The sequence below is a fragment of the uncultured Acetatifactor sp. genome, from assembly GCF_948601915.1.
Taxonomy (GTDB): Bacteria; Bacillota; Clostridia; order Lachnospirales; family Lachnospiraceae; genus Acetatifactor.
Map to the genome: position 1 here is coordinate 26320 of NZ_CAPDXS010000033.1, position 12962 is coordinate 39281.

Genomic DNA, 12962 nt, shown 5'->3' on the forward strand with positions numbered 1-12962 from the left:
AAAATAGAATATATTAGACAGAGTATAGGGAACAGAACAGACGACAGAAAGGAAACATATGGCAAAACAAGCAAAAATCACGATCCATCCGTGCTATGAGACAGGGGAGATTTCTCCCAGATTGTTCAGCACCTTCCTGGAGCCCATCGGCACCATGGTGAACGGCACCATGTTCAACCCGAAACACCCCACCGCCGACGAACAGGGCTTCCGGCGGGACTTCATCGATGCCCTGAAGGCCACGGACATGCCGGCGGTGCGCCTGCCCGGCGGGAACTTCGTGTCTGCCTGGAGCTGGAAGGATTCCATCGGCCCTAAGGAAGAGCGGAAGGTCAGGCTGGACCCGGCCTGGCACCAGTACATCACAAATGAGGTAGGCCACGACGAGTACCTGCAGTGGACGGAGAAGGTGGAGGCGGAGCCCCTCTATACCATCAACCTGGGCACCGGGGACATGCGGGACGCCATGGACATTGTGGAGTATACCAACCATGAGGGCGGAACCTGGTGGTCCGACCTGCGCCGGAAGAACGGCCATGAGAAGCCCTACGATGTGAAGACCTGGTACTTGGGCAATGAGATGGACGGCCCCTGGCAGTTGGGCTCCTGGGACAAGGATCCGAGAGGGTACGGCGTCCGGGCCAACGAAGTGTCCAAGGCCATCAAGTGGATCGACGGACGCATCGAGACGGCAGTGTGCGCCTCCTCGGCGCTTTTCATGGACCATTATCCCCAGTGGGAGGAGACGGTGCTCCAGGAATGCTATGACTCCGTGGACTATCTCTCCATGCACCATTACCACAGCGCGCCTCCCGGAGACGTGAAAGCGCTGCTGGGCGGTTCCGTCTACTACGAGGACTTCATCAATACGGAGGTGGCGCTCTGCGACCTGATCGGGGCGAAATGCCGCTCCCCGAAGAAGATCATGCTCTCCTTCGATGAGTACGGAGCCATGATCCGGCCCAACACGCCCCTGCACCCGGGCTACGGCTACCACAATATGATCCGGGCCCACTATAGATTCGACCCGGAGAGGAAATACATCCTCCACGATCCCGACAATATGGAAGAGCGTTTCCGGCCCGGCGGGGATCTCCTGCAGATGCTGTCCATGCTCTCCATCCAGTTGGCGTTCCTGCGCCATGCGGACAGGGTGAAGATCGGCTGCATGACGGGAGGCCTGGGGGCGCTGTGTGCCTCCGACCACGACCATGTGTGGAAGTCGGCTTCCCATTACGCCTTCTGCCAGATGATGGAATACGCCAGGGGCACCTCCATGGAGACCGCGGTGGAGAGCGAGACCTTCGACATGCCCGGCTATGCCATAGACGACACCTCCCAGTATACGGGCAAGGAGGGCGTGAACTACATCGACGCCGCCTCCGCCTGGGATAAGGAGCGGGAGCAGCTGGCGGTGTTCGCCATCAACCGCAGCGAGGAGGAAGAGTATCCTCTGACCCTGGATGTAAAGGGCTTTGAGGACTATGTGTTCGCGGGACATCAGGAGATGCATACCGCCGACCTGGACGCCAGGAACACATTCGAGGAACCGGACGCCATCCGGCCTGTGGAGAATCCGGGCGGAACCTTTGAGGACGGCGTGCTGAAGACCCATGTGAAGCCCCTGTCCTGGAATGTGATTCTTTTCAGGAAAGCGGGTAAATAAGGCGCCGCTCTATGGCGGACGGCGGCACGGCGCGGGGGTGTCCCGCATCGGAAACGGAAGAAGCAGAGAAAGAGAGCGGGCAGATGTCCGCGGAATGGGAAAAATATGAATAAAAAAGAGGACACCACAGCCTTGCTCCCGGACGGAACCCGGTTTCCGTTCTGGGAGAAGGAGAACATTTTTGACAGGGAAATACATGTGGACGGGACTCGCGGGAAGAAGGGGGAAGGGGACGGCAGCGCTGCCAACCCCTTCTTTTCCGTCCAGGAGGCAGCGGAGGCGGCAGAGCCCGGAACCCGTGTCCTAATCCACGGCGGAACCTACAGAGAGTGGGTCAGGCCCAGGAGGGGCGGGACGTCCCCGGAGAAGATGGTCAGCTATGAGGCCTTCGGCGACGGGGAAGTGATCGTCAAAGCGTCGGAACAGGTCTTCGATTTTCAGAAGAGCACAGGCTGGCGCAGCGGCGGCTTCCCCGGGGAGCCTGTGAATACCGGGATGCGGATCTGGCAGCACAGGCTGGATCCGGATATGTTCCGGGGCTACAATCCTTTCTGCGCGGTGAACATTCTCCACGACAGGCTGTTCCTGGAATACGACAAGACTGACATGACCACTTATCTGAACCGAAGGGGGATGGTGTTCTGCGATGGAAGGCCCCTGAAACAGGTGAGCCTGTACCACCAGATGGCCCGGGAGGAGGGGACGTACTGGGTGGAGGCCAACGGCCAGACTGTCCATTTCCGTCTTCCCGGGGACGGAGATCCGGCGGAGCATGTGATCGAGCTCACCTCCAGGGAGCAGTGCTTCGCGCCCCAGGAGCCATTCCTGTCCTACATCAGAGTAAAGGGGCTCACCTTCGCCCACGCGGCCACCGGAGCGCCCGTGCCCCAGAGAGGGGCACTGTCCTGCCACAGGGGGCATCACTGGATCATAGAGGACTGCACAATCGACTGGTCCAATGCCGTGGGAATCGACGTGGGGAACGAGTGCTGGCATCATCAGTGGACGGAAGGGCAGATCATCGGCAGCACCGTGATTCGCAGATGCACGGTGCGGGACGCGGGAGTGTGCGGCATCGCAGGGCTCCATGCGGAGAATATGCTGGTGGAGGACTGCCTGATTGCGGGGACCGGGTGGCAGCGCATGGAGCTCTCTTGGGAAGCGGGAGGGATGAAGCTCCACAACAGCAGAAACGGCCTGTTCCGCCGCAATATCTTCCGGGACACCTTCCGGGCGGACCATATCTGGCTGGACTGCGGCAATGAGAACAACCGGATTACCAGGAACCTGTTTTTGGACGGCATAGAGCAGAGGGAAGCGGTCTTCATCGAGTGCACCAAGGAGGGCGTGAACCTGATTGACCACAATATCTTCTGGAACGTGGAGGGAAGGTTCGACAGGAATGCCGTCCCGGCGGAGCCCGGTTCCTCCGGGTGGTATAAAATGATTGAAGACAATGTCGTCAACGGATACGCCGTGTACGGGGAGGGGACGGACCGCATGCGGGTGGTGAACAATCTCATCGGGAAGTGCAGGAGCGCGGGATATTTCGCCAAACCGGTGGGCTTCCGCATGCACGGCCTGGAGCGGGGCGGAACCTCCAGGGACGCGGTGCTGGCAGGGAACATCTTCTACGACTGCGGGGAGGCAGCCATCAAATTCCCCACCAGGGACAATGCCTCGGAGGGCAATCTGTACGTGAAGCTGAAGGGCGGCTATCTGCGGGTGCTCTATCCGGAGCCGGAGGTATGCCTGAATCTGCCGGCCTGGCAGGAATTTGAGGGATTCGACCTGACAGGACAGGAGGGATGGTTCGATATTCAGGTGGATACGCAAAACTACACTCTTGTCTTTAAGCAGGCGGGAGAGACCATGTTCGCCATGCCGGGGCAGTTGGAGCGGAGGAAGCACATAAAGCATGTGGAGGATATGGGAAAACTGGAAGTCCGGGCCCTGGAGGAAAAGACGCGGATTGACCGCCAGGTCCTATGGGCGGAGGATTTCCTGGGAGAAGCCGGAGAGGGCGATTATGTGGTTCCGGGCCCGCTGCGGAAGCTGAAAGAGGGCGGGATATACCATATCGACCCCAGGAAGAGACAATAGAGCTATGGGCGGCCCGGGGCCCGGCAGCTTAGCAGTCGGCGTGCCCCGGGGCAGCAGAACAGGAGCAAGGAGGCATAGATGATCAGAACAGCAAAGACAGAAAACGGCATGGTGCGCGGAAGCGAGGCGGCGGACCCCAGGATCACGGCATTCAAGGGGATTCCCTTTGCGGCCCCTCCGGTGGGGGAGAACAGATGGCGCGCCCCGCAGCCCGCGGCGGACTGGGAGGGCGTCAGAGAGGCATATCGTTTCGCGCCGATTTCCATGCAAAGCATTCCGGGCCTGGGAACCGATATCTATTGCAGGGAATGGCATGTGGATCCCCAGATCGACATGGACGAGGACTGCCTGTACCTGAATGTGTGGACCGGGGCGAAGGATGCGTCGGAGAAGCGCCCGGTACTGGTGTGGTTCTTCGGAGGCGGGCTGCAGTGCGGCTATCCCGCGGAGATGGAGTTCGACGGGGAGCGCCTGGCCAGGAGGGGCATCGTGGTGGTGTCCGTGAATTACAGGGTGAATGTGTTCGGCTATCTGGCCCATCCGGACCTCACCGCGCAGCAGCCGGAGGCGCCGTCCAATTTCGGCAGCCTGGACCAGCAGGCGGGGCTGAGATGGGTGGCGCGCAACATCGCGGCCTTTGGCGGCGATCCGGGCAATGTCACCATCGCGGGGCAGTCCGCAGGCGGCGGCAGCGTGCTGAGTCAGATGTCCTGTAAGGACAATGAGGGCCTGTTCCAGAAAGCCATCATCATGAGCGCCATGATCCGCAGCCCCTACAGGAAAGGGGGAATCGGAGATCCGGAGAAGCTGGACAGCGCGGAGCGTAACGGGGCGGCCTTTTTCGACTTCCTGGGGGTGAAGACCCTGGAGGAGGCCCGGAAGCTGGACGCCGCATTCATCCGAGACCGCTACGACGAGTACACCAGAGAGCATCCGGCCATGTTCACGGTGCTGGATAACCGCTTCTGCGTGGGGGATCCCCTGGTGCTGTACGCAAAGGGAGAGTGCGTGGACGTGGCGGTGATGGCAGGGAACACAGGGGACGAGTTCCACAATGAAATCCCGGCCGCCGATGAGGCGCAGTTGGAGCGCATGGCCCGAGAGCTTCTGGGAGAGCGGGCAGAGCGGTTCCTGGCCTGCCCCGAGTCCCGGGTGAAGACGGAGAGGGGCTATGCCCCGGTGAGCGGGATCAGTTGTACGGTGAGGAGCGAGTTCCTGGCCAACGCCGGTGGCGCAAAGCCCAGGAAGAACTATTATTACAGCTTCCAGGCGGACATCCCGGGCTGGGACGATCCCGGCACCTTCCACTCCGTGGATCTGTGGTTCTTCTTTGAGACCCTGGCCAAATGCTGGAGGCCTTTCGTGGGCAGGCATTACGATCTGGCCAGGCAGATGTGCAATTACTGGGCCAACTTCATCGCCACGGGGAATCCCAACGGAAAAGACGCGGACGGCAGCGATATGCCCTACTGGGACTGCTACACCCCGGAACATCGGACCCGGATGCTCTTCACCGGGGAGGGCCCTGTGGCGCAGACGAATCAGGAATCGGATTTCACAAGGCTTATCATAGAACAGATCGGTGACATGATCGGCAGGGGCTGAGGCCAGAGAAAGCGATGGGAGAATGCGGGATATGGCATTGACGGAAAGGAGTGCATGAATTCATGCAGAACCATAGAAACGAAGCGCTGGAGAGCCATGGAATCTTCTTTGACCCGGTGTATCTGCAGATGCGGCTGCACAAGGGGCCGGAAGGGATTGGCCCCAGGCATTTTGAGGAGGAACCGGGGGTGAGAGTGGAGGAGAACGGGGACGTGACCTTCTGCTTCTACGCCCCGGAGGCAAAGTCTGTGGAGGTGGCAGGGTTCGGGAACAGCGCCATGACCAATGAACACCATCCCATGAAAAAGGATGAAAATGGGTATTTCAGGGCCACTGTGCCCGGGATTCCCCCCGGATTTCACTATCATGAGTATTTTTGTGATGGGATGAACGTGATAAACCCCCAGGCCCCTGTGGGCTATGGGGCGCACAAGGCGGTGAATTTCTTTGAAAAAGAGGGGGACGGTGATTTCTATTTCCTGAAGGATGTGCCCCACGGGGAGGTGCGCCTGGAATACTTCCCCAGCAGCGTCACCGGGCGGACCAGGGCCTGCTATGTCTATACGCCTCCGGGATACGGGCAGGAGGGGGACAGGAAATATCCGGTGCTCTATCTCCAGCACGGCGGCGGAGAGAGCGAGAGCGGATGGCTCTGGCAGGGGAAAGCCAATCTCATTGCGGACAATCTGATTGCCGCGGGAGAGTGCCCCAAGCTGCTCATTGTCCTGAACTGCCTGTACTGCCCGGGGCCGGAGCCGGAGGAATTCCTGGCAGGGGATTTCGACAGCATGCTGCTGAAGGACTGCATGCCCTATATCGAGGGGAAGTATACCGTGGAGCCGGGAAAGCGGGCCATGGCGGGGCTGTCCATGGGCAGCTATCAGACAATCATGACCACCTTGAACCATCTGGGGATGTTCCCCTATATCGGCATCTTCAGCGGCACGCCCCAGAGACGGTGGTACGCAAAGGAAGACTACATGAAAGCCTTCGAAGATTCCGAGGCCTTCCGGGAGCGAGTGAAGCTGCTGTTCTTCGGGTACGGGGAGCAGGAGGAGCGGATCGTGGCCGCGTTGGAGGAGCAGTTCGGGGAATTCCGGGACAAAGGGATTCCGTACACCGCCTACACCTGTCCGGGCTATCATGAGTGGACGGTATGGCGGAAGTGCCTGAGGGAGTTCCTGAAGCTTCTTCCCAAATCCTGAAGGGCAGGGGGGTAAGTATGTTAAAAACAATGAAAAAACTTTTTTCCGGGGATCGGGTATTCTACGGGAGGGTGCTGACGCTGGCCCTCCCCATAGCCCTGCAGAGCCTGATTACCATCGGCGTCAATATGCTGGACACCATTATGGTGGGGACCCTTGGGGAAGTGGAGCTTTCCGCCACTTCCCTGGCCAACCAGTTCATCAATATCTATCATATCTTCTGCATGGGGCTGGGCATGGGGGCGTCGGTGATGGTCTCCAGGTACTGGGGGATGCGGGAGAGCGAACCGGAGAAGTCGGCACAGGCCCTGAAGAAGACCATCTGCATCATGGTGAGGCTGACTCTGGGACTGGCTCTGGCCTTTGCCATTGCCACCATCGCCATTCCGGGCGCCATCATGGGGATGTACACCACGGAAAAGGACATCATCTCCCTGGGCATCATCTACTTCCGGTATTCCGTCATCACCTATTTCTTTCTGGGGCTGTCTTTGGTCTGCACCATCGTGCTGCGCAGCGTGGGCCAGGTGCGGATGCCGCTGTATGTGTCCATGGGGGCCTTCTGCGTGAACATCGCGGCCAATTACGCCTTTATCTTCGGGAAGCTGGGGATGCCCCGGATGGGGATTGCCGGCGCTGCCCTGGGGACGCTGATTGCCAGGGTGTTCGAGGCGGGCATGATCTGCGGCTATCTGTTCTTCAAGGATAAAGCCATCGGGTTTAGGATAAGGCATCTGGGCATGAAGACAGGGGATCTGATAGGGGAGTATGTGCGCATCAGCATCCCGGTTCTGGTCAGCGACGGCATCCTGGCCATCGGCAACAACACCGTGGCCATGGTGGTGGGGCATCTGGGCGTAAACTTTGTGGCGGCCAATGCCATCACCAGCGTCACCCAGCAGATGAGCAATGTGCTGACCCAGGGAGTGGCCCAGGCAGGGGCAATCGTTACCGGACAGACCCTGGGAGAGGGGGACCGGGAGAAAGCCCTGGGCCAGGGCTACGCGTTCATGGGGCTGGGACTGGCCCTGGGGCTCTTTGCCGCTCTGGTAATCACTGTGATCAGCGGGCCGGTAATCGGTGCCTACAATGTGTCTGAGGAGACGGCGGGGGTGGCCGGACAGCTGATGGAGGCCATCGCACTGATCATGATTTTCCAGTCCACTAACAGCATCATGACCAAGGGAGTCCTAAGGGGCGGCGGAGATACCAAGATGCTGATGCTGGCGGACAATATCTTCCTGTGGGTGCTGTCCATCCCTCTGGGGCTGCTGGCAGGCTTCGCGCTGCATCTCCCGGCCTTCTGGATCTATACCTGCCTGAAATTCGACCAGATCGCCAAGACCGTGTGGTGCGTGTTCCGGCTTAGGAGCGGAAAATGGATCAAGAGGATCTCCACGGGGAAACAGGGTGGAGCAAGCGCGTGAGGGGAGGCTGGGAAGCGGCCGAAGTTCCGATGAACATGTTACGGATTCGAAACAGGGATTCGCAACAAAAGCAGACGTTTTGTAACAGGGGCCTGAAAGCCATGTTGAATCGGGCCTGAAGATTCTGAGTAATTGACTCGAAAAGGAGGAAGCCTAAAATGAAGAAACAAGCCTTCAACCCGTATCTGCCGTCCTGGGAGTACATACCGGACGGTGAGCCCCATGTCTTCGGAGACAGGGTCTATGTCTATGGTTCCCATGACTTTTACAATGGATTCGTGTTCTGCATGGGGGATTATGTGTGCTGGTCCGCCCCGCTGGAGGATCTCTCGGACTGGCGCTACGAGGGCGTGATCTACCCCAGGAATGAGGATCCCCTGAACAGGGAGGGGAAAGCCTGCCTCTATGCCCCGGACGTGACGAAGGGGCCGGACGGCAGATATTATCTCTATTATGTGCTGGACAAACAGCACATCGTGTCCGTGGCCGTGTGCGATACTCCGGCGGGGCGGTATGAATTCTACGGCTATGTCCATTATCCGGACGGCGTGAGGCTGGGCGATAAGGAGGGAGACGAGCCTCAGTTCGACCCGGCGGTGCTGACGGAAGGGGCAGTGACCTATCTCTACACCGGCTTCAGCGGCAGATGGGACAAGGACCGCTCGGGCTCCATGGCGGTGGTGCTGGACGCGGACATGCTGACAGTGCTGGAAGCCCCAGTGTGCGTGGTGCCGGGCTACACCCACTGCCAGGGGAGCGGATTCGAGGGGCATTCCTTCTTCGAGGCATCCTCCATCCGGAAGATCGGGGATACCTATTACTTTGTCTACTCCTCGGAGGTGATGCATGAGCTGTGCTATGCCACAAGCAAGCATCCCAGGGAGGGGTTCGTGTACCGCGGCGTCCTGGTGAGCAACTGCGACATGCATATCGACCACGACAAGCCCGGCGACCTGCCCATGGCCTACGGGGCCAACAACCACGGGGGCCTGGTGGGGATAAACGGCCAGTGGTATATTTTTTATCACAGGCACACTAACGGCACCTGGTACAGCAGACAGGGGTGCGCGGAGAAACTGACGCTCTCGGCGGACGGGAGCTTTGCCCAGGCGGAGCTCACATCCTGCGGCTTGAACGGCGGGCCCCTTGCGGGAAAGGGAGAGTATCCGGCCCATATCGTGTGCCGCCTGTTCACGGATGAGCCCACGGGCCATGTGGGCGGCGACAAGCAGCCCAGGGTGATGCAGGACGGCAGGGACGGGGACGAGGAGCCCGGGTACATCGCCAATATCACGGATTCGGCCACGGCGGGATTCAAATACTTTGACATGCAGGGCGTGACGAAGATCCGCGTCACGGTGCGAGGCTATGCGGACGGCGCTTTTGAGGTGCGGACGAAATGGGACGGGGAAGTCCTGGCCCGGATCCCGGTGGTGTACACCAATGTGTGGGAGGACTATGAGGCGGACATCGAAATGCCGGACGGGGTACAGGCGCTGTATTTTACCTACAGAGGACAGGGGAAAGCCAGCCTGCTGTCCTTCGCGCTGCTGTGATATGGAAAAGCCCCGGAGCCGGAGGGGCTGTAGATTGTAAGGCTCCGGGGCGGAAACCGCAGACCTGGACAAGGCGGAATCCCAAGGGGAAGAAAGGATGTACCAGAATGGAATATATTTATGAAATGCCAGCCGAAATGACGGCGGAAAATGAAAAGCGGGGAGAGGTCAGGAAGTTTTCCTATGACACACAGACCTATGAGGGGGACGCCAGCCATCCCATGCACAAGGAAGCCTGGGTGTACCTTCCCTGCGGCTACGATGAAAGCCGGAAGTACAATGTGCTGTACCTCCTCCACGGAGGCGGGGCGAATCAGGACTGGTGGTTCAAGGACTACCCGGATACCGTGACCATCCTTGACAATATGATGGCGAAGAAAATCTGCGAGCCCTGCATCATTGTCACTCCCACCTATTACCGGGGCGAGGAGGCAGACAAGGACATGGACATCACGGAGCATTTCCGGTATGAGCTGCGCCGGGACTTGATTCCCGCCGTGGAGAGCGCTTTCTCCACCTGGACAGAGGGCGATGTCAGTGAGGAAAATCTGGTGAAGACCCGGAGCCACCGGGCGTTCGCAGGGCTGTCCCTGGGTTCCATGACCACTTACCGGGCTGCTTTTTACAATAATTTCGCCCTGTTCTCCTGGTACGGGCCTTTCTCCGGCTGCTGCGGCCCCCAGGGCGAGCGGGATCCCGAGGTGGAGCGCATCAGGAAGACCCTGGCGGAGGGAGAGGCCAGGGGGCTGAAGCTGGATTACCTGTTCTGCTGCAACGGGGACAAGGACATTGCCTACCCGGAGCATAAGGAAATCATGGAGAAGGCGGAGCAGGCCTGCCCTCAACTTGTCAGGGGGAAGAACTACGACTTCTACACCATCCCTGGAGGAGTCCATGATATGAAGGCATGGCAGCTTCATCTGTACCACGCCCTGCAGATTTTCTTCTGCTGAGGGCGGAAGCAGGGTTTTCGGTGAAAGGGAAGTTGTTTCAAATCAGGCGGTATCGCCCCGGTTACAAGGGCTGTACCGCCTTTTTTGCACGAAAAAAATTCAAATCTACACAATAGATTCATATTACGCTGTTATAATTACAGTCAGAGGTGCGCTATGAGTAAAATTTTAATTGTTGAGGACAATCTATCCATACAGGCATTGCTGCATGACTTTATACAGGAAGCCGGATATCGTGTGGTGCTGGCGGCTGACGGCGGCGATATCAAAAAAATGCTTAAGACCAAGTCCGCTGAACTTGCGGCCAGCCTATCTACCGAAAATATGAAGCTGTCGCCCTGTGATATTTATATGATTGATATTTGCCACAACGGAACGGCAATCACCGCCGCTCTCTCTTCTCAAAGAACCGGTCAATTTCCCTTTTCACGGATTCTGCGGAGAGGGATTTGGACAGATAGCCCTCAGGCTTTAAGGAGATAGCTTTTTCCACGCTCGCCCTGTCCACCCGACAGGTGAGGAAGATGACGGGGATATCCGCGAATTCCTTTTCCGAGCGGATCATCTCCAGCATCTGGCCTCCGTTGCAGACGGGCATCTCGTAATCCAGCAGCACCAGATCCGGCCGGGCAAGGGTGATGCTTCGGATGGCGGACATGCTGGAATCTGCCGTCAGCACCTCATAATCCCGACCCAGCAGGTCGAGCATGGCTCTGCGCATGAAGTCCGAGTCGTCCACTACCAGTATCTTTCGGCGGTCTGCTTCGGCTTCCACGGCACTGTCGGGACAGGGATGCGGCAGGGGATCGTCAAGGCGCAGACGGCTTTCAAGCGCAGCGACAGCGTCCTTAGCGACCGCCGTGATGCCGTCCCCGGAAAGGGGCATGTGGGAAGCGGCCATGCAATAAGCGAAGTATCCTTTGCCTGTGTCGAAGAGGAAGCTGAACTGGGGGCTCAGCCTCTCGTACATCCTGTAGAACTGCTCATAGGTCAGAATCTGTTCCTCCTTCAGAACAAGAGGCTTCAGTGACGGAAAATACTGCCTGACGCGCTCTACAAGCTGCGTTGCCGCATAGCTGGCCACATTGGACAGCATCATGGCCGTGGTTTCCGATTTCGACGATACGGCATTGCCGATGATGCTGCCGACAAGCTGCTCCTCGAAAAGCAGGAGGAATTCCCAGCTCTTTTTCTCTCCGTCGCTATAGACCAGCCGACAGCAGATGCCTCTGCCGAATTGCTCCCCGGCATAATAATTGCTGATCAACTGGGGATTCAGCCGGAACATGCTGTGTAGAATGCTGGCTACGGTCTGCCCCATCATGGCCTGTTCCTCCTCCGGCAGCAGGTTTTCCCAGTGCATGACGGGCTCGCCGCTTACGATCATATGATCCTCGATCATGGTATGCGCAATCAGCCAGCCGGCGCACACACCCAGGAAATGGTGGATGGAGGTGGCGGAGAATCCCGTCATCTCCAGCTCGCTTTCAAGGGCAGGGAGCATCCGCTCCCGGAAATCCTTATGGATGCGCCTGTGGGCCCTGAGCCCCGGGTAATCTATGGAATCCATATAGGCCTCCTCGTCCGAGAAATGCTGGATAGCGTGATCCTTGAAGTACTTTATCGCCTCCTGGCAGGCAAAGTGGCTTTTCTCCGCCCTGTTCCCGAAGTCGAACAGCTTGCCCAGAATGCCGAAGAGCTTTTTGTGCTCCCTGTCGATGATTTCAACCCCTATATTATACCGTTCATCCCATACCAAACGATTTCCCATACCTTCCTCCTCAAAGCGCAGGACTGCTTTCAGTCCCCGCCTGACATGCCCGGCTGACACATACGGTGCTCCGTTTCCCTGCGCAATTTCGGGCCATTTGTATATTTTATTCCATGACCTGTGAAAATGTGCCAGCATATGACATTTTTTTCGAGGGGCAGGGGAGACAATAGATGCCTATGAATCTCCCAGGAGGTTCCGCAAGGCGGAGAAGAGGTTATCGATATCGATGGGCTTTCCAAGATGGGCGTTCATGCCGGCGGAGAGAACAGCCTGGCGGTCCTCCTCAAAGGCATTGGACCAGGGCATGATTGGCGTAGATCAGCCCCTCGTCCCCGTCGGCATAATATATGAAGAAACCGCCTGGCATCCCTGCAGTAATCTGTCCGATGATCGGAAAAGTCTGTTCACTGAGGACCAGGGAACGCCGCTCTTTCTGCTCGGGTATACGCATAGAAATCCATCCTTTCCAGCATATAGCAAATCTACAGGTAATTGTACCATTTCCCCGTGTCTTGTCAAACACGGCACAAAAAGGCGGAGGCAGGTTCCAAAATTGTAAATTTCCCTCTTGCCAAGCATAGGAAAATATGATATCATATCCTTTGTTAAGGTTGCAGCGGCTCCATGGTCAAGCGGTTAAGACATCGCCCTTTCACGGCGGTAACACGGGTTC

9 protein-coding genes are annotated in these 12962 nt (G+C 58.2%); 7 read left to right on the forward strand and 2 right to left on the reverse strand.

The window, feature by feature from the left end; genetic code table 11:
• The first annotated feature begins 58 nt into the window (after positions 1-58).
• The 7 genes from Q2B33_RS07770 to Q2B33_RS07800 all read left to right on the forward strand — a co-directional run bounded on the left by Q2B33_RS07770 (position 59) and on the right by Q2B33_RS07800 (position 10515).
• Positions 59-1666: an alpha-L-arabinofuranosidase C-terminal domain-containing protein gene (locus Q2B33_RS07770; protein ID WP_300783059.1), complete on the forward strand. Its 1608-nt coding sequence runs from the start codon at positions 59-61 to the stop codon at positions 1664-1666.
• A gap of 105 nt (positions 1667-1771) precedes the next feature.
• On the forward strand, positions 1772-3769 hold the full coding sequence (locus tag Q2B33_RS07775; protein WP_300773860.1) for a right-handed parallel beta-helix repeat-containing protein: 1998 nt from the start codon (positions 1772-1774) through the stop codon (positions 3767-3769).
• A gap of 78 nt (positions 3770-3847) precedes the next feature.
• Positions 3848-5374 (forward strand): carboxylesterase/lipase family protein, encoded by a 1527-nt coding sequence (locus tag Q2B33_RS07780; protein ID WP_300783057.1) that lies wholly within the window; start codon positions 3848-3850, stop codon positions 5372-5374.
• Positions 5375-5436: 62 nt separating this feature from the next.
• A complete protein-coding gene (locus Q2B33_RS07785; RefSeq protein ID WP_300773858.1) occupies positions 5437-6579 on the forward strand; it encodes an alpha/beta hydrolase-fold protein in 1143 nt (380 codons plus the stop codon).
• Positions 6580-6608: 29 nt separating this feature from the next.
• Positions 6609-8006 (forward strand): MATE family efflux transporter, encoded by a 1398-nt coding sequence (locus Q2B33_RS07790; protein ID WP_300815312.1) that lies wholly within the window; start codon positions 6609-6611, stop codon positions 8004-8006.
• A gap of 158 nt (positions 8007-8164) precedes the next feature.
• Positions 8165-9562, forward strand: coding sequence for a family 43 glycosylhydrolase (locus Q2B33_RS07795; RefSeq protein ID WP_296478472.1), 1398 nt, complete (start codon positions 8165-8167; stop codon positions 9560-9562).
• A 125-nt stretch (positions 9563-9687) separates the two neighbouring features.
• Positions 9688-10515 (forward strand): esterase family protein, encoded by an 828-nt coding sequence (locus Q2B33_RS07800; RefSeq protein WP_300835765.1) that lies wholly within the window; start codon positions 9688-9690, stop codon positions 10513-10515.
• Between the two features lie 382 nt (positions 10516-10897).
• On the opposite strand, the gene Q2B33_RS07805 is transcribed toward Q2B33_RS07800, so the two are convergent.
• Both Q2B33_RS07805 and Q2B33_RS07810 read right to left on the reverse strand, forming a co-directional pair.
• A complete protein-coding gene (locus Q2B33_RS07805; protein WP_300783055.1) occupies positions 10898-12286 on the reverse strand; it encodes a hemerythrin domain-containing protein in 1389 nt (462 codons plus the stop codon).
• Between the two features lie 286 nt (positions 12287-12572).
• On the reverse strand, positions 12573-12740 hold the full coding sequence (locus tag Q2B33_RS07810) for a hypothetical protein (protein WP_300783053.1): 168 nt from the start codon (positions 12738-12740) through the stop codon (positions 12573-12575).
• Positions 12741-12962 lie beyond the last annotated feature (222 nt).